1 protein-coding gene (running past one end of the window) is annotated in these 26,293 nt (G+C 63.8%); it reads left to right on the forward strand.

Translation table 11 applies throughout. The annotated features are described in order from the left end of the window. Positions 1–26,293, forward strand: the 5' portion of a protein-coding gene (locus CHB97_RS17035; protein WP_160105960.1) for an LEPR-XLL domain-containing protein. Its footprint extends 12,182 nt past the window's final position; the window shows 26,293 of its 38,475 coding nt (coding positions 1–26,293); its start codon is at positions 1–3; the stop codon falls past the right edge of the window.

The following is a 26,293-nucleotide window of genomic DNA, read 5'->3' on the forward strand; positions in this document are numbered from 1 at the left end:
GTGACCGGTGGCGGTCGGCGTCGGCGTTATTCGGCCAACCCGTTCCATATTGAGAAGTTGGAACCCCGCCTGCTGCTGTCGGCCGACGGCATTTTTGGCGCCCAGACGGCGGCCTTGATGACCGGGCAGGCCCGTGCCGACCTGGACAGCCTGAACAACCCCGCCTTGATCAGTGCCAATGGCGCTGCCGGTCTGGTGGCGATGGATGCCAGCCGTGCGGCTGTCAACCCGGACAAGGCGGTGGAAAAGGCGGATATCAAGGCGGACCAGGCGCCGCGCGATGCCATCGCGCTGACCTTGACCCCCGATATGGCGGCACAATCCCTGGCGGTCGGCAATATCACCCTGGATGCCCGCATCGACAATCCGGGCGATCTCGGGGCCGGGGCCAGCCTGCTGGCGGCCCCGGCCGGCCAGACATTGCAGGCGCAACAGGGCAGCGGGCTGGATCAGCTGTTCGATGGCACGCCGGTGACGGTCGCTTTGCACGGGGAAGCCGGCAGCCGCCTGGGTCTGTCGGCGGCCGACAGCGAAAAGGCGGTGCTGAACAGTATCAACCATGGCGTGCTGGACCTTTCCTGGTTCTCCGGTGACGTTTCCGTGGTGGTCAGCGCCTCCGGTGTGGTGCGCATCGGGGAAACGCCGCTGGATGTCACTGCCGATGGTCAGCCCGGCCTGGATCTCGGCCCCTCCTTCATCGAGGTGCGGGGCGTCTCCGGCCTGATCCTGGGCGGTGGCAATGATCAGGTGATCGTCGAGGATGGCAGCAATGCCCCCTTCAGCCTGGATACCGGGGCGGGGCGTGACCGGCTGGCCCTGGTCAGCGGGGATGCGGACTGGACCATTTCCGGGGAAGGCAGCGGCGATGTGCGTGCCATCAGCTTCCGGGGTGTGGAGGATTTGAAGGGCGCCGCCGACAGCCAGGACCGGTTCATCCTGAAGGCGGAAGGCCATCTTCTGGGCGTGATGGATGGCGGGGCGCGGGGCTTTGATACGCTGGTGCTGGATGGCGGCAATTACCAGTCGCTGCTGTTCCAGGCCTTCAGCCCCGCTGACGGTATCATCAGCCGCGACGGCGTGACCGTCAGCTATGCCGGGTTGGAACCGATCATCGATAATACGCTGACGGTTGATCGCGTCATCACCATGACCAATGGCGATGATGCCGACGCCAAACTGGCCATGGCGGGTGACAAGCTGATCCTGTCCGGCAGCACATTCGAGGATATCACCTTCCTGAAGCCCAGCAATTCCCTGACCATCCGGGGGCTGGATGGCAGGGACGCGGTGACGCTAGATACGCTGGACCTGGGTGATACCAGCCTGACGGTGGAGGCTGAGCGCATCGTGGTGCTGGATGGCGCCACCATCACCGGCAACCGCGATATCAATCTGCGGGCCGATGCAACCGCCACCGGCCGTTTCGACCGGGGCGTCAATCTGGACCTTTCCGCCGGCATCAGCATTGCCGGCACGATCCGCATTGCTGGCGATCTGATCGCTGCGGCCAGCGTGGGGGGAGACACATCCGTCATCGCCAGCGGTGATTATGATGTGGTCGATACGCGCGTGGTGGCGGGGGCCACGGCCACCATTACCGGCTCGGCCGTGCTGCAGGCCCGGTCGGTCACCCTGACGGCGGACAACAGCCAGTCGCTGACCATCGATAGCCGCCCCCGGGATGGCGGCAAGGCCAGCATCAGCGTCACCAACAACACCCAGGCCATCGTGCAGGCGGGGGCCAGCATCAGCGTGGGCAGCAACGCGGCGGGCCAGGGCTTGCAGGTGGCTGCCAGCGATCATACCGCGATTGCCGTGACGGTGACGCTGGATGACAGCAATATCAAGTCGCTGGACGGTTTTGACCGTTTCAAGTCCAGCATCACCCTTTCCCGCACCACCGCTGCGACCCTGGGCGGTGACGGTGCCGTTACCAATGTCGGTGCGATCAATGGCGCGGCGGTGGGGGCGGTCAGCCTCTCCGCCCTGTCCGGCGGCTCGATCAAGGCGCTGACGGCTTCCCGCCTGTCCGGCAGTAACGAACTCAGCATCGCCGCCGACACGGTCGGGGCGAGGGTGAGCAACAGCACCATCAATGCCGGCGCCATGACGGTGACGGCGGAAGGGGCGGTCGCCGTCACCTCCCGGGCCAAGGCGGTGGATACCCAGGTGACGGGGGCCATCACCGCCCAGCTGGTGGACAGCAAGGTCAATGTCGCGGATGGCAGCATCACGGTGCAGGCAGCTGACAAGTCAGTCTTCCTGGCCCACTCGGCAGATTTCGAAACAGATCCCAACCTGCTGGTCAGCATCAATCTGGGGCTCGCCCGGGCCGACAATACGATCAACCGCAGCGTGACGGCCGGTGTCTCAGGCTCTGTCCTGGCAGCGGGTTCCGTGACGGTCACCGCCAGCAGCGACGCCACCATGGTGGCCAAGACGGACGCATTGGTACTGTCGCGGGTGCTGCTTCTGCCGGCCAGCCTGGGCTATGGCGGTTCCTATGCCTGGAACGCGGTTCAGGGCGATGTACAGTCCACGATTATGGACAGCACGGTCACGGCCGGTGGGGGCGGGTTGCGGGTCAGCGCCACCGATCAGCGCGCCATCGACGCGACCACCGATGTTTCTGCCGCCTCTACCGGTGCCGCCAGTGCGACCCGGGCGGAAACCCTGGCGTTCAACAGCTTGGGTGTGGCGCTTTCCGACGGGTTTTTCAACAATCTGGCAGAGGCCCTGGGCAGCGGCACGCTGGCCACGGACAAGCCGCTGGTCGCGGCCCGCATCATCCGTTCCGATGTCACCAGTACCGGCGACCTTGCGGTGTCGGCGGAAGCCGCTGCCGCCATTAATGCCACGGTCAGCAACACGGCTGTCAATATGGGGGCGCTCTCCGTTGCCTCCTCCCTGATGCTTTCCAGCAACCGGGTGCGCGGTGGGGCGGAGGCTCTGCTGGCTGGCAGCACGACGGGAAACAATGTCAAGGCCGGTGGCAAGAGCAGTGTCACCGCCAAGGACAAGGCCGACATCAATGCCAATATCAAACTGACCACCATTGCCACTGATCAGGAAAATGGCCGCCGCGGCCGTGCCGCAGCGCGGGCGGCGGAACTGCTGGGGACCAGCCCCGCCCCCACCCTGGCATCCAGCCAGGGGAGCATCGCCGTCAAACTCAATGACAAGGTGACGGTGGCGGAAGGCCACCAGGCCGGTGGTACGCCCGGCACCACCTATATCTATCTGGGCCAGGCGACCACGCTGGACCTCTCGCAACAAGATTACGCCAATCTCGACCTCTGGAAGCCAGAGGCGAAGACCGATCCGTTGATGGCGGACGGGATGGATGTTCTCGCGGCCAGGGCCACGGCCAGCGGCAGCACCATTGCCCGCAACCAGATCGCGGGCGGCGCCCGTGCCGCGGTGAGCGATATCACCCTGGAGGCCGGTTCGCTGGATATCCAGGCGTCGGCAGCCGCCCTGATCACCGCGACCACCGACGCGGTGGTCAAGGCGGTGGATGTGGGGCTGGTCAGCCTGATGGGGCCGTCCGTTGCCAGCGACAGTGTTTTTGCCGTCAACGCCGTCAATGGCGGGGCCAGTGCCACCCTGTCGGGAAGCACCTTGACCGTCAGCGGCGACGTTACGATCAATGCCACCAACAGCGCCACCATTGAGGCTGTCAATAAGTCTGTTATTCAGTCCAATACCAGCGCAGGCATCGTGCTGGCCTATAACACGGTGGGCTATGACGCACCGTCATTGCTGGGCACGACGCTGGACGCATTCCTGGGGGATGGCGTCGGCACCGCCACGCCGGCTGACGCCACGGCCAGTATTGCCGACAGCAGCCTGACAGTGGGCGGCAACCTGGCCGTCACCGCCTCGAACACGGCCGGCATCAAGGCCAGTGTCAGCAATGATGCCACGGCGGCGTCTTTTGCGCTGCTGCGGGGGGCCGCTTTCTCCAGCGCCATGACCCTGTCACTGAACGCGGTTGCCGGTGCTGCCAAGGCCGGGATCAGCAATGGTGCAGCCCGTGACATGACGGTTGCCGGCAATGTGGCGGTGACGGCCGACGACAATGTTTCCATTCAGGCAACAGGCATCCTGAAGGCCGTCTCCAGCACCACGAACGATCCGGAGAACAGCCTGCTGGGCGCTTTGGCCAAAACGGCGGCGACCTCCTACAATTACAGCTCGCTTTCGGGTGAACAGACGCTGAAGAAGGGGCAGACCGTCCGCGTTGCCTCTGCTCACAAGGCGGGTGGGGTGACGACGGCGGTTTATCGCTGGGTTGGCCCCAGCGGTTCCACAATTAACCTCGGCGCGGAGAACTACGCCGACAAGACGCGCTGGGTGCGGGCCGATGTGCCGTCCGCCCGCGATGCTTTGCCGGAACTGACGGAACTGACCGGATCGGTGGCGGTGGCCACTGGTGCCATCATCATGCGCAACAGTGTGGCCGGCGGTGCCACGGCAGGCATTGACGGGCTGCGCCTGACGGCAGAGGGCAATGTCAGCCTGTCGGCCAGCGAGCGGGGCACGCTGATTGCCTATGCTGATGGTGTTGCCTCTTCCAAGGCCTCCTCTTACTTTGCCAAGGGGGCATCGGTGGCGGCCGGTGGCATCATCGCCACCAACAGCCTGTTGGGTGCGGCCAGCGCCAGCATCACCAATGGCAGCGTGCAGGCAGGTGACCTGAAGGTTGGGGCTGATACCACCGCCACCCTGGATGCCACCGCCACCATGTCGATGAAGGCGGATGCAGCAACGGCGGGGGCCACCGTTGCCTTCAACCAGTTGGGCTATGGCCCCCGCAACCTGCTGACCTCTACCCTGGATGCGCTGCTGGGTACGGGAATTGCGACGCCGCAACCGGCCAACGCAACCGCCTTTATTGAAGATGTGCGACTGGACCTGAAGGGTGATCTGACGGTCTCCGCCACCACCAACAGCCTGATCAATGCGACGATCAGCAATGCGGCGGTGACGACGGCGTCGGCCCTGTTCGGGGCCAGCGGTGCGTCTTATAGCGGCCTGCTGGCGAGCAATCTGGTGAGCAGCCGGGCGGATGCCTATGTTCGGCAGACCAAGGCGACGTCGGGTGAGATGTCGGCGGCGGGTACGGTGTCGGTGACGGCGACGGACAGCGCGCGGATCAATTCCAACACCAAGATGGTGTCGTCGACGACGACGTCCAATGATGGCGGCGTGGGGCTGGTGAACAACCTGTTCAACAAGGCCACGCCGGTTGATTTCCTGAGCAGCGACGGCAAGCAGAAGCTGGGCTTCGGGGCGGTGGTGCGTGTTGTTGCCGGCCATGAGGCGGGCGGTGACGAGAATGCGCTGTACACCTTCCTGGGTCAGACGCAACAGCTTGACCTGACGGCGACGGATTTCAGCAATCAGGATCTGTGGCGTCAGCTGAAGACGACGCAGCTGTTGCCGACGGGTTTCAATGTCAGTGATTCCGATGCGGTGGCCGTGGGCGGTCTGGTTGTCCGCAACGAGGTGCGGGGCGGTGCCTCGGCCAAGGTGACGGATGTGACGGTGCGGGCCGGCACCCTGTCGGTGAAGGCGGATGAGAAGGCCAATATCACGGCGACGGCCGACGCGCTGACCCAGTCCTTTGGCGGCAGCGCCTATGGGTCGGGTACCAATATCGCCATCAACGGGGTGATCGCCACCAATGCGGTGCTGTCGGAGGCGGTGGCGCAGATCGGCAAGGCGCAGGTGACGGCGACGGGTGATGTGCTGGTGACGGCGCTGAACGATGCCTCGATTGCGGCCGACACCAAGGCGGTGATCGAGACGGGCAATGGCGCGGTCGGGGTGACGCTGGCCTTCAACACGGTTGGCTATGTGCCGCAGAACCTGCTGACGGGGACGCTGGACGCGCTGCTGGGGACGAATATCGGCACCGAACAGCCGGCGCGCGTGCTGGCCAGCATCACCGACACGGCGCTGGATGTGGGCGGCAAGCTGTCGGTGACGGCGGATAACAAGGCGGCGATCACCTCCACGGTGGGCAATGATGCCAGCTCGGCGGCGTCGGCGCTGTTCAACGCGTCGGGCTTTGCGGTCAGCGCGGTGGTGGCCACCAACATGGTGAGCGGCTGGGCCGATGCCTATATCGATTACAGCGGCACGGTGGCCGGCACGCCCAAGGTGGGCGGCGATGTGGCGGTGACGGCGACGGATGCCAGCAGCATCAATGCCATCGGCACGATGAAGGCTATTTCCAGCACGACGAATGATGGTGGCTTCAGCCTGGTGGGCGGGCTGATTGATGCGGCGCTGGAGGAATATAAATATAGCTCCTTGTCCGGGGTGCAGTCGCTGACGAAGGGCACGGCGGTCCGGGTGGCTTCCACCCACGAGGCGGGTGGTGTCGGCGGTGGTGTCTATCGCTGGCGGGGTGATGCTGCCCGGATTGATCTGACGGCGCAGGATTATAGCGATAGCCGCCTGTGGGAGCGGGTGGATACGATGAGCTTCTCCGCCATGTTCCCGGGCATCGGGAATGTGACGGATTCGCCGGCGATCGGCGTCGGCGGCATCGTGATGCGCAACGACGTGACGGGCGGTGCGAAGGCCTCTCTGCATAACCAGTCGCTGGTGGCTGGGGGTAATGTTTCCGTTTCGGCGACGGAGCGGGCGCAGCTGATCGCCTATGTTGAAGGTGTGGCCAGCTCGTCCGGCGGCAGTGCCTTTGGCAAGGGTTCGTCGCTGGCGGTGGGTGGGGCGATTGCCACCAACACGCTGCTGGCCTCGGCGCTGTCGACGGTGACGGAAGGTGCGGTTACGGCGGGCAGCCTGTCGGTGACGGCGGACAATGCGGCGGCGATGGATGCGACGGCGACCGTGTCGGTCTCGGCGGGTGAGAAGTCGGCCGGTGTGACGCTGGCCTTCAACCTGCTGGGCTACCGGCCGCAGAATCTGCTGGCCAATACGCTGGATGCGCTGCTGGGGACGGGGATTGCGACGGAGCAGGCAGCGAATGCGACGGCGTATGTTGAGGATGTTCGGCTTGACCTGAAGGGTGACCTGACGGTTTCGGCGACGACGGACAGCCTGATCAATGCGACGATCAGCAATGCGGCGGTGACGACGGCGTCGGCCCTGTTTGGGGCCAGCGGTGCGTCTTATAGCGGCCTGCTGGCGAGCAATCTGGTGAGCAGCCGGGCGGATGCCTATGTTCGGCAGACCAAGGCGACGTCGGGTGAGATGTCGGCGGCGGGTACGGTGTCGGTGACGGCGACGGACAGCGCGCGGATCAATTCCAACACCAAGATGGTGTCGTCGACGACGACGTCCAATGATGGCGGCGTGGGGCTGGTGAACAACCTGTTCAACAAGGCCACGCCGGTTGATTTCCTGAGCAGCGACGGCAAGCAGAAGCTGGGCTTCGGGGCGGTGGTGCGTGTTGTTGCCGGCCATGAGGCGGGCGGTGACGAGAATGCGCTGTACACCTTCCTGGGTCAGACGCAACAGCTTGACCTGACGGCGACGGATTTCAGCAATCAGGATCTGTGGCGTCAGCTGAAGACGACGCAGCTGTTGCCGACGGGTTTCAATGTCAGTGATTCCGATGCGGTGGCCGTGGGCGGTCTGGTTGTCCGCAACGAGGTGCGGGGCGGTGCCTCGGCCAAGGTGACGGATGTGACGGTGCGGGCCGGCACCCTGTCGGTGAAGGCGGATGAGAAGGCCAATATCACGGCGACGGCCGACGCGCTGACCCAGTCCTTTGGCGGCAGCGCCTATGGGTCGGGTACCAATATCGCCATCAACGGGGTGATCGCCACCAATGCGGTGCTGTCGGAGGCGGTGGCGCAGATCGGCAAGGCGCAGGTGACGGCGACGGGTGATGTGCTGGTGACGGCGCTGAACGATGCCTCGATTGCGGCCGACACCAAGGCGGTGATCGAGACGGGCAATGGCGCGGTCGGGGTGACGCTGGCCTTCAACACGGTTGGCTATGTGCCGCAGAACCTGCTGACGGGGACGCTGGACGCGCTGCTGGGGACGAATATCGGCACCGAACAGCCGGCGCGCGTGCTGGCCAGCATCACCGACACGGCGCTGGATGTGGGCGGCAAGCTGTCGGTGACGGCGGATAACAAGGCGGCGATCACCTCCACGGTGGGCAATGATGCCAGCTCGGCGGCGTCGGCGCTGTTCAACGCGTCGGGCTTTGCGGTCAGCGCGGTGGTGGCCACCAACATGGTGAGCGGCCGGGCCGATGCCTATATCGATTACAGCGGCACGGTGGCTGGCACGCCCAAGGTGGGCGGCGATGTGGCGGTGACGGCGACGGATGCCGCTTCAATAGGGGCAACCAGCGATGTGAAGGCCGTTTCCAGCACGACGAATGATGGCGGGGCCAGCCTGGTGGGCGGGCTGATCAATGAAGCGTTGAATGGATACGATTACAGTTCCTTGTCCGGTGTACGGACGCTGGAGAAGAGTGCGATAGCCTTTGGCGTGGAATTTGGCACGCGAGTGCGCGTTGCCTCGACCCATGAAAGCGGAGGCGTCAAGGGGGGTGTTTATGCCTGGGTCGGGCCGAACATGGCATCGGTCGATCTCGCCAAGGAAAATTACGCCGACAGGACCCGGTGGCGTCGCATCACCAATCTCGACCCCGGCTCCATCATCCCCAACATCGGCAATATCACCGAATCGCCCTCCATGGGTGTTGGCGGGTTGGTGGTGCGCAATGATGTCGTGTCCGATACCAGGGCGACGATTAATAACACCAATCTGACCGCCGGCGGCTCGGTGTTGGTGGATGCTCGGCTGGCGGCTGAACTGCTGGCGCTCAGCACCGGCATTGCCACCTCGTCCGGCGGCAGCGCCTTCGGCACCGGCAGCTCGCTGGCCGTCAATGCCATGGTGGTCACCAACACAGTGTTGAGCAGTGCGGTGGCCGGCGTCACCCGCAGCAGCCTGCGGGCCGCTGGTGATGTTTCCGTGCTGGCGGACAATAAGTCAGCCATTGATGCCAAGCTGAAGGCCATCATGCAGACCGGCGCTACAGGGGTCAGCGCCGTGCTGGCCTTCAATGCCCTGGGCTATGAGGCGCAGAACGTTCTGTTCAATACGCTGGATGCGCTGCTGGGCACTGATATTGGTACCGCCCGCCCGGCCAAGGTGGCTGCTTACATCGAAAACAGCAATGTTGAGGCGGGGGGCGATCTAACAGTCAAGGCCACCCTTGCCGCGCAGATCAATGCCACCAACAGCAATGCCGCTTCCTCCAACGCTTCGGCTCTGTTTGGGGCAACAGGTGGGGCCGCCGGGCTGGTGCTGGCCTCCAACATGCTGGCGACTGACGCTGATGCCCATGTCAGCGCCGATGCCGGCAAGACACAGCCGCTGAAGGCCAAGGGGGCTCTCACCGTGGCGGCAAGCGACCAGTCCGGGATTTATTCCAATGTCCGGCTGGTTTCCAACTCCGTCACCACCAATGATGGGGGTGTGGGGGTCATCAAGGGGGTGGTGAACAAGCTGTACCCAGCGGAAGATCTTTTGGCTGCCGGGCAGACGGCCTATCTGTCGTCCGATGGCAAGCAGAATCTAAAATTCGGCGACATGGTCCGGGTGGCCGGCAATCATGATGCCGGTGGCGACCCCGGCAACACATTTATCTATATGGGCGAGGATGGAGAGGTCGATCTCTCCACGGCCAACTACGACGATACAGGTTATTGGAAGAGCAATACCGCCTCGCGGATCGTTCCGGATGGAATCAATTTCGGCCCTTCAGACGCCAGTGCCGTTGGCGCACTGGTGGTGCGCAACGATATGCGCTCCAACGTCAAGGCGCGGGTGGAGAATGTCACCGCTGATGGCAGCTCCCTCACCGTGGATGCCAGGAACAGCTCCCGCCTGCAGGCGCTGAACAATTCCGAGGTCAAGGCGTTGGGCGGCGGTGCAGGCGGCGATGGCGAGGAGGCGGGCAAGAACTTTGTCGTTGCCACCAATCTGGTATTGAGCGACGTTCAGGCGCTGGCCAAGGATAGCAGCCTGACGGCGACAGATGGCGATGTCGCCGTTACTGCCCTGAATGACAGCCGTATCAACGCCAAGAACTTCAGTTCCACGGCGACCGGTGATACATCCATCGGTGCCACGCTGGCCTTCAATACTGTCGGCTGGCAGGCCCAGAATATCCTGTTTGCGGTCCTTGATACCCTGCTTGGGGGTAATGTGCTGGCCAAAGCGCAGCCGGCCAGCGTCAGTGCCCTGGTGCAGGACAGCAGCATCAGCGCGTCCGGTAATGTGGCGGTAAATGCGCGGTCTGCCGCCAGTATCACGTCTTTCGTGTCGAACAAGACCGAAAGCAACGAGATGGGCTTTGGCATCGGCGCAGACACCAGCGTAACGGCGGGCGGCGTTACCGTTTCCACCAATATGGTGAACAGTGATGCAAAGGCAGAAATCCGCAATGCGACACAGCGCGCGGTTACGGCCCAAGAAGGCGATGTCTCGGTAACGGCGGACGACAAAGCCAACATCAAATCCGATATCACCATCATCACGGTTGCTTCTGCCTCCAGCCTCCAGGTGCTCACAGTGCTGAATAACGCACTGCTGGATGTCCTGGGTATCGACTATACCGACCGCTCCGGGGTGCGCCGTGTGGGCCGGGGCGACATCGTTCTGCTGGATGCGGTTGATTTCACCAGCTCTCAGGCGCCGGAAGTCATCAACAAAGGCGATCGCGTCAAGCTGGATTTCGACCTGAAGGGCGCCACCGCGGGCCAGATATTTGATTATATTGGCGAGACGCCGCTAACGGGCGACGATGTATTGGGTGAAACTGACTTTGCCGATACCAAGCTGTGGCGGCGTGTTCTGGGCGATGCCGGGGGCGCTTATGCCTTCCTTCCGGTGAGTACCGAGCAGTTGGATCTATCCATCCAGAACTACAATGACATGAGCCGCTGGGTGCCGGTCAGCAAGATCAACCCGGACAGCCTGCCGGTGGGGGTGCCGCAGAACTTCTCACAGACCAGTGCCAATGCTATCGGCGTGCTGCTGGCGCGCAACGATGTGCGCGGTAATGTGAATGCCAAGGTGCAGAATGTCCGCCTGACGGCCGGCAACGATATCCTGGTTCAGGCGCTGGAGCGCGCTTCCATTTTTGCAACCGATACCAGCGATGTGAAGGCATCCGCCGCCAATCTGGCGGGTAAGGGAACGTCCTGGGCCCTGAATGGCGTGATCGCCACCAACCAGGTCCTTTCTGGTGCCGCCGCGACAGTCAGCGATAGCGTGCTGGAAGCCGGTCATGACGTGCGTGTCAACGCCGCCAATGACTCGATCATCAAGGCGACGCTCGACAGCCAGATGGAATCATCTGGTTTTGGTCTCGGTGTGACGATGGCCTTCAACGCCGTCGGCTGGGACGTTGCCAGCATGTGGGCCAGCGCGGCTGAGGCCCTGACGGGTGCTACCCTGGGGACCGAAAAGCCGGCCAGCGTGCTGGCGACGGTGGACAAGGCCACAATCGACGCTGGTCATATCGTCTCCGTCACGGCGCATAACAATGCCGCGATTGATGCTGTCATCCTGAATTCCAGCACGAGCGCGAATGTCGCCCCACAGGGCAATTCCAGCACGCTCACCATCGGTGCGACCATCGCGATGAACCGCGTCAGCACCCAGGCTGACGCCCATATTGCCGATACGGCCAGCCTGACGGCCAAGACAGGGGATATCAACGTAACCGCCGATGATGCCAGCCGCATCCTGGCGGATGTGGCAACCTCCAGCGTGGCAATTGGTGCCAACTTCTCCGGTGCTGCCGGAGCTTCCCTGGGGGGCTCGGTTGCCCGCAACCAGATCAATCGTGATCAGCAGGCCTATCTGGCCCGTATTGGCAAGGTAGAGAGCAAGAGCGGCAATATCACCGTCAGCAGCACCGGCAATGCCAACATTGATGCCAGCACCACGGCGACGGCCATCGGTATCTCTGCCGGCGTCAAGAGCAGCAGCGGCTTCAGCGGCGGCGGTGCGATGGGCACCAATATCATTGGTGGCCGCACCAATGCCTTCATCCAGGACAGCGCGGTCAGCGCGGGTGGCAGTGGCAATGTCAGCGTGCTGGCGGCCGACAGTTCGGCCATTGATGCCTTGACCCGCGCGGCGGCGGCTTCGGTGTCCATCAGCGGCAAATCTGCCCCGGCAGTGGCGCTGGGTCTGGCGGTGGCGTTCAATACCATCGGTGCCGACCATGTGGAGGTGCCGGCCAATTACACCAGCGCCCAGCTGGTTCCAGTGCTGAAGAAGGGTGATCTCGTCCGGGTGGCCACCGGGCCGCTGGCGGGCAATGTCTATCGCTATATGGGCGACAATCTGGCCGCCCCGCAATTGGGGGCCCAGAATTATGGTGACCGTACCCTGTGGCAGCAGGCCGATCAGTTGGCCGATGCGCAGCAGGTTTATGCCTATACCCGCAACAGCAGCATCGATGCGGCGGGAGATCTGAAACTGGCGGCGGATAACAGCGCCTCCATCTCCGCCGCCGTTCTGGCGGGGGCTGTGTCGGTCGGTGCTTCGGCGGGCGCATCGGGGGTGGGGCTGAGCGCTGCCGGCTCCTACACCGAAAACAGCATCCGTATTGATGCCCGTGCCTTCATTGATGGCGACGCCAAGGGCGGCATCAAGGCGGGTTCCGTCTCGGTGACGGCGCGGGATGGCAGCAGCCTGAATGCGGTGGCGGGGGCGGCCTCCTTGTCGGCCGGGTTGGGCGGCAGCAACGGGGTTGCCGTCTCCCTTGGCCTCTCGCTGGCCTATAATGACATTACCGGCGTTACCGAAGCCTATGTGCAGAATGTCGGCAGCATGACCACCAGCACGGGCAACGTGACGGTGGCGGCGACGGCCAGCGGGCGCAAGCTGCTCGATCTTGATCTGGCCGGGCTGGGGCTGAGCGCGGCGGCGTTGGATAATGCCACCAGCCGCGACAGCGACAATGCTGACACAAGCAATGTCAATGAATATGAGGTTGACGGTGCTGCCGACGCGGCAACCCTGCGTGCGCTGGCCAGCGGGCTGCAGCGGGCCGGGTTGCGGCTGGCGACCAGCGACACGGTGGGGATCAGCTGGACCCACACCACGGCGGATGGCAGCACGGACGTAAAGAAGGGCCAGACCGTCAAGCTGGAGACAGGCTACGCTAACGGCGGCACGGGCGGCCGCATTTACGAATATATCGGTACTGACGGCACGCTGGACCTTTCCAGTGCCAACTTCACCAACACCGCCCTCTGGCGGCTGGTGGAGCCAGCGCTGAAGATTGCCCAGTTGGAGGAAGGCAAGGCCTGGCAGGTCATTACCGCCAACGGCACCGCCTATGTGCTGCGCCAGTCGGCGGCCAATCCGGGTCTGCTGGAAGTATCGGCCACCAATATGAATGTCGTGGCTGCCGCTGCCGCCCTTTCCATCGGGTTGGGGGTCAGCAACGGGGTGGCCGTGGCCGGCGGCGGGGCCGTGGCGGTCAACCGTAATCTGTCGGAGACCAAGGCCAGCCTGCGGAACAGCACGGTCCGGGCGGCCGGTGATGTGACGCTGGATGCTGCCAGCACCACCCGGCTGGGGGCGACGGTGGTTTCCGCTGCGTTGTCGGTCGGGGCCGGCAGCAGTGCCGGGGTGGGTGTCTCCATCGGCGTGGCTGTGGCGCGCAATTATATCGGCATCGGCGAATATGGGGCGCAGCTGGGATCGGTGCGGGCGGATATCGTCAGCAGTGCCGTGGATGCCACGGGTAAGCTGCTGGTGAATGCCAATGCCAACCAGGCCATCGGCGCCTTTGTGCTGGCGGGTTCTGTGGCCATTGCCGGTGGTGGCACCGCCGGCGTGGCGGCAGCCGGATCGGGTGTGCTGGCGGAAAACCGCATTGGCTCCGCCGTGGCCGCCACGATGGATGGCGGGCTGGCTGGTGGCTATAACGCGGCCTCCATCGCCGTGACCGCGTCCGATACCTCCACCATCCGGGCCTTTGCCGGTGCGGCCTCCCTCTCGGCCGCCTTGGGCGGTACGGCGGGTGTCAGCATCTCCGTCGGCGTGGCGCTGGCGCGCAACAGCATTGACAGCACGGTGGATGCCTTTATCCGGGGGGCTGACAAGGGGGCGGCGGCGCGCAGTGGTGACGTCATTGTGACGGCCACCTCGAAAGCGGCCATCACCTCGGCGGCGGCCGCCGCCTCCCTGGCCATCGGCCTTGGGGGTGTGGCTGGCGTGGCGGTTTCCGGCGCGGGTGTGGATGCCCAGAACATCATCGGGACCGGCACCAGCGCCTTCATCCAGTCCAGCAATGTCAGCGCCACCGGCAAGGTGGATATCGACGCCATCAACAGTTCGGCCATCGACGCCACGATTCTGTCTGCCGCCATTGCGGCGGCTGGCGGCGGCACGGCGGGTGTTGGCGCGTCCATTGGCGTGTCGCTGGCCCGCAACATCATCGGCTATCGTACCAGCGACGTGGCCTTCAACTACTCCACGGCGCAGGAGCCGGCCCGTATCAACAAGGGTGAGCGGGTGAAGATCGCCAAGGGCGCGCGGGCGGGCGAGATCTATGAATATATCGGCAAGGATGCCATCGTCGATCCGGGTGAGGCCGACGGCAATTACTTGCTGACGCAGGATTACGGCAATGCCAGCCTGTGGCGTCGGGTGGACCTGGTGGAGGCTCTGACCCCGGTCCATGCCTATGTGAAGGATAGCAGTGTCAAGGCGGGCGGGGCGCTGACCATCGATGCCACCGCCGACCAGTCCATCGATGCGACGGTCCTGGCCGGTTCGGTGGCGGTGGCCGGCGGCGGTGTGGCTGGTGTGGGCTTGGCCGGCGCCGGCGCCAATGCCGAAAACCGCATCAAAACGGATGTGCGCGCCTATATTGATGGCGATGGTGCGGCTGGCATGGATGTGCTGGGCATCGGTGTCACGGCGCGCGATAAGTCCCTGATCGACGCCACCGTGGGTACTGCCTCGCTGGCGGCCGGGTTCGGCACGGTGGGCGTTGCCGTCTCCGTCGGCATCAGCCTTGCCTCCAACATCATCGGCAATGTGGTGGAAGCCGGCATCAGCAATGCCGATGCCGTGAAGGCCGGCACCGGCGGCGTGTCGGTGCTGGCGCAGGAAAATGCGACAATCCTCGCCACCAGCGTGGCGGCCTCTGCCTCCGTTGGGGGCGGGCTGGTCGGCGTCGGCTTTGCCGGGGCCGGTGCCGATGCCAATAATCAGATCGACACCAAGACCCGCGCCTATATCACCGACAGTGCCATCACGGCCACCGGTGCGGTGACGGTGGATGCCATCAACAGCGCCACCATCAAGGCGACCATCGCGTCGTTGGCCGCCGGTATCGGTGGCGGCGCCGTTGGTGTGGGGGTTGCAGTCGGCGTGGCGACAGCGGAAAACCGTCTGGGCGGCAATGATGGCGCGGTGGTGTCGGCCATCGTCCAGCGCAGCGCTGTGCAGTCGGCGGGCAACCTGCAGGTCACGGCGCGCAACAGCGCCGCAATCGCGGCCACGGTGGATGCCGGTTCGTTGGGCATCGGCGGGGGAGCGGTGGCGGGTGGTGCCGCCGCATCCGGCACCAACAGCACCAACCTGTCTGCCGCTGAGGTGACGGCAGCGGTGCTGGACAGCACGGGCAGCGGTATCGTGCTGGGTGGCGGCCTGATCGTCCGCGCCACGGATGACAGCGTCATCGTCACCGACACCCGCGCTTCCTCCATCGCGGCGGCCTTCGGTGCGTTCGGTGGCTCCGTATCGCTGGGCATCGCCCTGGCCGATGCCACCATCCGCAACCGGATCAGCGCGCGGGTGGAAAATGCCCAGGTCACGGCTACGGGCGACAGTGTGGTGACGGCCACCGACAACGCTGTCGTCTATGTTGATGCCGCTGCCGCCGCTGTCGCGGCCACCGCTGCGATCGGCTTCTCCCTGGCCGGTGGTGGCGCCAATGCTACGGGTCTCATCGCCAATGCGGTGCTGGCCAATATTGCCGGTTCCACCTTTGACCTGAAGGGCGACCTTTCCGTCAGCGCCAAGGGGCAGACCACCGGCTATGCCAAGGTGAACACGACGGCCACCAGCCTGGGGCTGATTGCCGCCGCCGCCGCCGGTTCGGTGAGCAAATTCACGGCGGCCACGGATGTGCAGGCCCTGATCGGCACCAGCACCATCAAGGCCGCTGAGGTGGAATTGCTGGCCAATGGTGTGAATAGCGGTCTGACGGACAGCACCGGCTTCTCGGTCAGCACCGGGGTCAGCACCGGTGTGTCGGAAGCCAGCAGCAGCAGCGTGGGCCGCATTGCCGCCCGGCTGGGGGACAATGTCACCCTGAGCGGTGATCTGCTGCGCATCCGGGCCGATGGCAAGGATACGCTGCTGGCCCGCAGCCAGGCCAGCTCCGGCGGCCTGCTGGTGGCTGCCGCCGGCACCACCGCCCGGACCATCACCAGCGTTGACGTGCAGGCCGGGATCGGCAGCGGCGCCAATGTGAGCGTGGGCAGCCTGGATGTGAACGCCGTTCACGATAAGGATATCGATGGTCGGGCCGATGCCTCCTCTCTGGGGCTGGCGGCCGGTGCGGGGGCCGGTGTGGCCAATATCGTGGCGGGCGACACGCTGGTGGATATCGGTGCCAATGCCCGGATCACGGCCGCCAACATCACCATCGGATCCTTCAACACGGTGCTGAAGGATCGCTACAACAGCGAAAACAATCTGACCTCTGGCTCGGCCGGGTTGGGTGCGCTGACCATGCTGTTGAGCCAGACGCTGATCGGCACGGACAAGCACCGTCTGGGGGCCAATATCAACATTGCCGACGGTGCCAGCCTGACGACGACGGGTACCAACAGCAGCCCGTCCCGCCTGGATATTGCCGCCGGCATCGATGTGGATGCGACCGATAGCGTGCGCATCGACGGGGTTTCCGGCTTTGGCATCTCCTACGGCAAGTCACAGATTGAGGCGCAGACGCAGGCCAATGTGAATATCGGCCAAGCCTCGCTGACCAACCGCAGCGGCGACATCTATGTCACCACCCGCAGCACCTCCAATGTGCGGCCCAGTGCCAACCTGTTCACCGCCACAGCGCTGACCGGCTATGCCGGGGCGGATGCCCATGGTGTGGTCGATGCATTGAACCAGGTCAATACGGCGGGCGCCAAGATTCTGGGTGGCACCGTCTATCTGCAGGCGGGGCTGGATCGCAACGCCGTCGGCAACCTGTTGGACGGCTATGCCAATACGGAGGTGACGACCATCTCCCTGCTGCCCGCCATTGCCGATCCCGATCCCAAGCTGACCATCAATGAAACCAACCTGGTCAATGTGGGGGCTGGCTCCAATATCCAGGCGCTGGGCAATATCTATCTGCGTTCGCATGAAGGGTTGGGCGGCGATGAACGCGGCACCACCTCCGGCCAGATGATGTCGCTGTCGCTGGTACCCTATGGCAGCACCCAGAAGGACCGCACGGTTGTCAATGCTTCCAACAGGGTGGAGGTCGATAATGCCGCCGCGGTGCAGGCGGCACTGAATAATCAGGCCGTCCTGGAAGTCCGGCCGATGAGTGTGGGTGGGGTGGCCCAGCTTGACCCGGCCCGCATCGGCACCCGCCTGACGGCGGCCGAGATGGCGGCCCTGGGTCTGGATGCCAGCATCCATTATGTCTATGCGGAACTGGACCTTTCCAACCTGGCCGACAACCCCGACGCCAAAGCCGCCTATGAGGCGTTGCAGGGCAAATTCTATGTGGTCCGTCCGGAAGATGTCCCCTCGCCCAAGCTGACCTATGCCAGCCTGGGCAATATCCTGCTGGAACGCCTGAACGCCATCAATGGCTGGATCGAAAGCCACGCCAACAATGCGGAGGCGGTCGCCCGCTATCAGGCCCAGAAGGAAGAGGTGCAGCGCGCCCTGAAGGAATTGGGCCTGGTGGAAACGGTGACGCTGGAGAACGGCACCACCCGCGACATCGTGAATGAAGAGCTGGACCAGCTTTTCCTGGACATGCCGGATGTCTATGCCGCCCCCGGCTCCATCTTCATCGACGCCAAGAATACCGATGCCGCGGCCATTCAGGCCCTGCTGGGCAAGCAGCTTTCGGCCCGCGCCGGTGCCAGCATCAATATTCTGAACAGCACACCTTTCACGATGCGTGTGAAGGATGCGGTGATTTCCGACACCAGCCGCGTCTCCGTGGTGAATGGCCGGCTGGTGACCTTTGCGCCGGGTAACATCTATCTCAATGACAAGGCGCTGACCAATACCGGGGCTGCCGGCGCCAGCACGGTTACCATCGTGCAGGATGCGCTGCCGGCCGCCCAATATGACCTTGGGGCACTGCCGATATTCACCGGTCAGCAGGATCTGCTGGTTCTGGGCAATGTGGTCAACCAGGACGGCGCGGTCGTTCTCCGCAACATGGAAGGCAGCGTGGAGGTTTCTGGCCAGGTGCGTGCTGGCACGCTGGATATTTTCAGTGCCGGCAATTTCAACCTGAACGTGGACGGCTGGGCCCATGTGTCCGACCCGCGCCAATATGCTGATCTCAGCTTTGCCCGCAACCTCGTGTTCAACCGGAACGAGGAAACCAAGACCTATAGCTTTGAAAAGCTGACGGATTATCCCGATCTTTATGAAGGCACGCAGAAGCCTTCCAGCATCTTTGCGGTGGGTGCTGTCAGCATCACCGCCCAGTATATCAACGTCAATGGCACCATCCAGAGCGGTATCAGCGAAGCCACGCTGAATATCGGTGCCGATTTCAGCCCCACCAAGACGTCCAGCTTCCAGGAACTGAAGAAGGACGCCAACAACAACAATGTCATCAGCACGCTGGACGGTATCGATTTCGGCACCGCCAAGGTGCCGCTGGATGGCTATTTCGATGCGGCCCGCAACGCCATTGTGGTGGAGAAGATCACCGCCAATCCGGGCCGCATCACCCTGACCGGTCAGATTCTGTCCACCGGCAACGGCAAGCTGCTGGTGGCCGACGGCTCGCCCCGCATCGAGATCAATAATCGCAGCCGTTATGATCTGGTGCTGGAAGGGGTCGATGCCGATAATACCCAGGCCGGCCTGATCACCATCGTCGATAGCGGTACCCTGACCAAGACGGAATACGCCTTCCGCAACGACCAGGTGGAGGAGACGCGCTACAAGGGAACGCTGGTGCAGGATGGCGCGTCCAGCCGCATCGATTACCAGCAGGATGGCGGCCTGACGGGCCATGGGCTGGACGAGAAGATCGAGTTCAACCCCCGCGCCGGCCAGTATTATGTCTGGACCGAAGGCCAGGAAGCCACCCAGCTTGAAGTCCGCAAATATGAGAAGAACAGTTTCAATCTGATTGGTTTCGACTGGGACTTCCTGGTCCCCGATGATTCCTATACCAAGCGGGAGTTCATTTTCCGTGACCAGCAGCCGCTGCTGGAATCAGAATCGCTGCTGTTGGAAGGTGACAAGCTGCTGCCCGGCCAGGCGGTCGGCAATGCCTATTCCATCCAGTATGAATACCGGATGGATGAGACGGTGGATGTCATCAAGGGCACCACGCAGGTTCTCAACCTGAAGGATAATTACGTCTACACCTATGTCGGCGCCAATGCCGATATAAAGCTGCCCGACCAGAATTACAGCGACACGGACCTGTGGAAGCGCGGGGATGCGCCCTTGTCTGCGGCGGATGCGGCAAGCTTCCAGAATATCGCCCAGAACAAGTTCACCAGCGATTTCGTCAACCGCACGGTTTCCACCCGTAGCTGGACCACCGGTGGCGGCTGGCTGCGCAAGAAGACCATCCATACGGAGGTGACCTACACCACCGGGGTGAAGGATTATTATACCCATACCCTGGCAGCCAGCTATGCCATCCAGATCGGGCAGGCCAAGCCGGTGGGCAAGGATGCCGGTGTTTTTGTCAATACCGCGGGCAATCTGACCATCTCGGGTGATATCCGTGTCACCGACGGGTCGGTCAGCAAAGCCGGCAATACCACGGCCAATGCCGATATCATCCTCACCGCCGGCGGGTCAGTGAAGACCGCTGACGGGGTGGCCATCTATGGTGATGCGCCGGTCGTCAAGTCGGGCGGGGAGGTCAGCCTCAGCGTCGAAGGGGGCAAAGGCCTGGTGGAGGTGGAGGCAAAGGGCGATATCACGCTCACCGCCTTCTCCCTGGATAATGCAAGCAGCTCTCTGTCCATCGGCAAGGTGATTTCCACCCAAGGCAATGTGCTGATCAGCGCCGAACATGGCATCAATGGCAGCAATGCTACCATTCGCGGCAATACCGTGCAGCTGGATGCGTCGGCCGGCTTCATCAATGCCAAGCTGGACAGCAATATCCTGGGCACTGGCGGCTTCGCCGCGCGTGGCGCCCTGGGCGTGGAGGTGACGGAGACCAGCGGCGATCTGGTGCTGATCGCACCGACATTGTGGCAATCCGAGATTTCGGTGGAGGCCGCCAAGGGCAATGTGCTGTTGACGGCGGCCGATGGGTCGATCCGTGACGGCATTGACGAGGTGGCCGCCAACCGCAGCGCCGATGATGCGCTGCGGGCCAAGTTGGATCAGGCAGGCATCTCCCAGCTGCGGCGTGACTATGCGCTGTCGCCGGGGCTGGCCCGGTTCCTGTTCCCGCATCTGGATGTCCGTGCCTCCGATGGCAATGGCCAGACGGAGCAGGTGAATGTCTCTGGCGTCGAGGTGAAGCTGGTTGCCAATGGCGCCACCGGCCAGATCGGGCAGGTCTCCGGCATCACCGTCATCAATAATCCGGCCAATTTTGAGGGGTTGAGCACCGAACAGCGCCAGACGCTGGCCAATGCCGGTGCTGGTGACATCATTGGTGTCAGCTACGAGCTGTATGAATATGTCGGCGCTGACCGTAATACCGACCTGACCCGCATCACCCCGGTGACGGGCACCACGCTGGTGGCCGATCTGGCCAGCGGCAATGTCTATCGCTATGTCGGTGCGGCGGGCCGCGAACTGTCCCTGGCCGCCGTCGATTATGCCAAGAGTGCTGACTGGGCGCTGGAGAAGGATATGACCTTCGCCAGCTTCACCCAGGCGCCCAATGAAGGGCGTTATTACAGCGACTATAAGAATGCCGATCAGTTCGGTGATGCCGAACAATGGCGCCGCATTACCACCGACCTGGTGACGGGTACTGACCGCAAGACGGTGCAGAACGCTTCCCTGAGCACCGGCAACACGGTGCGGGTGCAGTATAGTTCTGCGGAATATGGCCTCTATCGCTATATTGGCCCGGCCGCGACGGTGGATCTGGCCAAGCAGGAATTCAGCGACACCAGCCGCTGGGTGCGGCTGACTGCCGATCACAACAGCAATGACGGGGTGGTGGCGCTGAAGAAGGGCGAGCTTGTCGCCAACCGCTTCACCATCGAAAGCCTGACCCTGCAGGTGTTCGACGATATCGATGTCACCGCCACGGGCACCGTGTCGGCCATCGGTGACAAGGTGGCGCTGCAAAGTGCGGGCAATCTGAAGGTGGGCAGCATTGTCGGCGGCGGGGATATCCGCGTCATCGCCGATGGGGACATCACCCTGGATGCCGGCGGCGAAATGCTGGCCCGCAAGGAGAATTCCAATATCTATGTGGCGGCCACCGGCTCGCTGCACCTGAATTCCGGCTCGGCCATCAGCTCCGGCGTCGCCTTCAACACCGCGACCGGCGAACCCGTACCAGTGCTGACGGGTGAGCAGGCGACCTTGCGGCTGGTCGCTGGGGACGAAATGTATCTGGGCGGCTCCCTGTCTGCCAGCCGCACCATCACCCTGGATGCCGGCAAGTCCACCGATGATTTCGCCAGCTATTTTGACAGCCTGCCCGGCCGCACCATCACCAGCCTGGCCCCGGATGCGGCAACGGCCGCTGCCCTGGATCAGGGCAATGTCGCGGGGCCGATTACCGACGCCCTGACCGCCGCCGGCAAATCGGTCAGCGGGCTCAGCGTGCGGACGGTGGAAGCCGGCAACCGCTGGGTGCTGACGGCGGCCGATGGCAGCCGCTACATGGCGGTGATGGAAGATGCCAATGGCGATGGCGTGGCCGAAAGCCTGCGCCTGCAGACGGCCCATGTGCTGACCGGTCAGCGCGGCTATGGCATTCTGGTGACGGGCACCATCACGACGCTGTCGCGTGATGCCGACCTGTCCTTGCAGTCCAAGGATGACGTGATCATCCGTGGCAATATCAACCTGGCCAATACCGGTTCCGACCTGACCCTGGAATCCGACAAATGGATCTATTGGGAAGGCGTTTCCAATGTCGCCGGCAATATCGCTCTCTATGGCGGTATTGATCGCAACGGCCTGGAATTGATCGACAAGAACGGTGCCAATGCTGCCGGGCAGAGCGTCTATATCGATGCCACTTCCAATCTGGTCACCACCGGGGCCGGCACCAATGTGCTGATCGCCGGATCCAAGGATGTGGCTGTTTACGGCAATATTGTTGCCGGTGGCCGCATCGGTGCCACCGGCGTCACCTATGCGGGGGCGGATTCCACCGTCACCATCAATGCTGGCCAGCAGGCACTGATCGCCGGCGGCGTGTCGGCCGCTGCCGCCATCAATGTGTCCGGTGGCAAGGCTGGCAGCGATGATGCCGGCCTCTCCGTGCTGGTGACCAGCACGGGTGGTTTGATCAGCGGCGGCTTGGCGAAAGCCGTCCAGACGCCGGGCGTGCAGGTGGTGGGTGCCGATGATGTGCGCATCATGGGCCGCATCCTTGCCGGGGCAGAGGTCGCTCAGAATCTGGACGACAAGGGCAACCTGCTGTCCGAAACCATCACCTGGTCGCGCACCGCTTCCACGGCCCGTCTGCAGGCCGGTGGGGTGTTGCATCTGGGTGGTCTGGCCGCCACCCAGACCGGCGACACCGCAGAGATCGGCGGTGTCGTCCGCGCCAATAGCCGGATCGAACTGGTCGGCACCGGCGGCATCCAGATGCCGGGTGGGGCCGAACTGATTGTTACCGGCCGCGATGGCGGCATCGATATCCGCAGCGGGGTCAATCCGTCGCTGTTGGGCCTGATCGTTGCCGGTGGCGATGTGCAGGACGTGCGCGATGCCGGCGGCAATATGCTGGGTCGCCGCGTCACCCTGGAAGATGGCCAGTCCACCATCCGGATTGAAAGCAAGGCCGGCTTGACGATCGGTCAGGATATCTCTGCCGGCCGCGCGATTGATCTGGTGGCTGCGGGTACGATCGATATTCAGGGCTCCGCCACCTTGACCACCCGGTCGGCCAACAGCACGGTGACGCTGACCACGCCGGGTTCCATCAACATCATGGCATCCGGCTGGGCCCATGAACTGACCGCGGCGGGCTTTGTGGCGACGGCCGATGGCCGGCTGGCCCAGGACGTCACCCTGAAGGTGCGGGTGCAGAAGGCGGGGCAGACGCTGGAGGCTGCCATCCTGGTGGCGGCGGCCGACACGCAGACCAATAAGGGTCTGACCGATCTGCTGGGCGATGTGCAGGCCGCCATTGCCAAGGCGATGTGGACGGTGACTGCCTCCGATACCGGCAACCCCGCGGTGGGCAGCAAGCTGGCCACCGCGGGCGATGTGCCGGAATTGACGGCCCGTCTGCGCGAGGGGCGGCTGCTGCTGACCAGCGCTTACGATTTCACCCTGCTGGCCGGGTCCGCCCAGGCGTCGCTCCTGGGGCTTACCCAGGTGGCGGGTGCTGATGTGGCCGCCATTGGCCGCTATGCCATCAATGCGTCAACCCAGGACAGCGCCGTGCTGTTGCAGGCGGGTGCTGGCGGCACGCTGAAGGTGGATGGCCATGTACTCTCTTACCGCTCCATTGCTTTTGCGTTGGATGATGCGCAGGGCGGCGGTATGCAACTGGGGGCATCCGGTGTGCTGGAGAGCCTCTCCGGCTCGGTGGTACTGGCACCGACCAGCGACAGCACCATTACCGGCACCATCATCGCCCGCGGGCGCAACGCCGATATCGAGATCAACGCCACGGCGGGGTTGACCCTGACCGGCCGGCTGATTGCCCAGGATGATGTCCGGTTGAATGCCCGGACCATCACCACGGGCCCCACCGCCAGCATCCAGACGCTGGATGCCGATGGCCGGATCGAACTGACGGCCACCGATGATGTGCTGATCAACAGCACCATTGGCGGTCAGGCGAACCCCGATCTGGGGCTGCTGTCCATCACCAGCACCAAGGGCAATATCACCATTGCCAAGGAGGCGGGGCGCCTGATCACGGGGGCCGAGCTGCGGCTGGATGGCGAGACGGTCTCCATTGACGGTGCTATCTCCAGCACCCGGCTGACCGCCAGCACAACCGATTACGAAGTCTCCATCACCTCGGGCACCATGGCGGTGGCCGGCACCTTCAATATTGCCGGTTCGCTCTCGCTCACCTCTCGCGGGGTGCTGCGGATCACCAATTCCGATCTGGCGCTGACCGGCAGCGGCCAGCGCCTGCGGCTGGCCTCCCAGAGCGATGTGCTGATCGGCAACACAACACCCAAGGCCGGGCAGGCGCAGGGCGATGCCGTGGTGATCGCTGTCAAGGGCGATCTGGAGATCGAGGCCGGCGGCAATCTGGTTGTGGGCTACAACGCCTTTGTCCTGTCGGGCGCGGATAATGGCAGCCTGACCCTGACTGGCAATAATATCGACATTATCGGTGTCGTCGCTGCCGGACAGAGCATGAATAGTGACGGCACCCAGGCGTGGACCGGCCGGAATGGCAGCGTGAAGCTGAATGCTACCGGCCATGTGGCACTGGGTGGCGAGGGGCTGAATGCGCAGGGCGCGATCACCAGCCAGGGGGGCAATCTGCTCTCCTCCTCCAGCATTGCCGTCCGTTCCGGTGTCGATGCGGCAGGCCTCGGCTTCATTCTCTCCGAGAAATCGGCGGTGCGGGTGTTGCCCGATGGCGATGGCGCCTTTACCGCCACGGCCGCTGCCAATATTTCCCTGCTGACAGATGGTAACGCCCAGATCGTCGGCGCCATTGCCGCCGACAAGGGCGATGGTGAAGTGTCGCTGACCAGCAGCGGGCTGATCTATGTGGGCGGCTTGATCAGTGCCCAACAGCAGGTGACGCTGGTGGGCGGCAGCCATTCCTCCGGGCTTGGCCTGTGGGTGCGCGGTGTTACCGAAACCAGCCAGCCGGGCTGGGATGGCGCCGGACAGCTTTCCACCTCCTCCACCGGCCGCATCACGTTGCGCTCCACCGACAAGATCCAGATTGACGGTCGTGTCGGCGTCACCGTCACGCAGGATAGTGTCACCAGCGCCGTGACCGACAGGATCGAGATCGGCAGCGGCAGCACCGACGTGACCATCAATGGGACAGTGGATGCTGCCAACCGCGTCACCATCAATGGCGGCAATGTCACCGTCAATGCGGGCGGGCGGGTCAAGGGTTGGGCCACCGGGTCGCAGCTGCGTATCCAGGCCGCCGATACGCTTCTGGTGGCGGCCGCCAAGGGTACTGTAAACCCGGGGCAGGTGCGGGCAGACGCCCTGGTGCATCTGATGGCGGGCCGGCTGTGGATGGCCGGCACGGTGCAACTGGATGCTGCCACCGGCGATGCGCTGCTCAGCGCGTCCAACAGCGTCACCGTCACCGGCAATATTGAGACGGAAGACCGGATCGATATCCAGGCGGGCGTGAACCTGACCGGCACCGCGCTTGCGACGGTGGAGGCGGGGATCGCCGTGGCCAATCTCACCGGCGGCACCATTACTCTGCGCAGCCAGGGTGTGCTGTCCACACCGGGTACGGTGGCGCTGCGCGCTGGTGGTGACGTGATTGTCAATGCTGATGCCAGTGTTGCCGGCACGCGGAGCGTCTCCACGCCTGTCGTGGTGACCAAGCAGCGCACGGTCCAGATTCAGACCGGCACCCGCGACGTGGCGATTGGCACCATCAATGTGTCGGAAATCACCTGGGTGGATACGGCTGTCACCGAACAGGTCGGTACGGAGCGCGTGCAGGTGGGCACGGAATCCCACAAGCTGGACGCCACCCTGACCCAAATCGGCTACTTCAATGCTGCTGGCGGTGTCTTCCGCGAATATTTCGTCGAAGGTCGTGATTACCGCAATGACCAGATCGATTGGGCCGGCATCTCTGCCAAACTGGGCCTGACCGTCGTCGCGCCCTCTGCTGATTACACCAGTGCCAACTACAAGCAGTTCCATGAACTGACCAATGATCAGCAGGCCGTTGTGCTGGCGGCGCTGGGCT

Origin of the sequence: Azospirillum sp. RU38E (genome assembly GCF_900188385.1) — a bacterium.
Lineage (GTDB): Bacteria > Pseudomonadota > Alphaproteobacteria > Azospirillales > Azospirillaceae > Niveispirillum.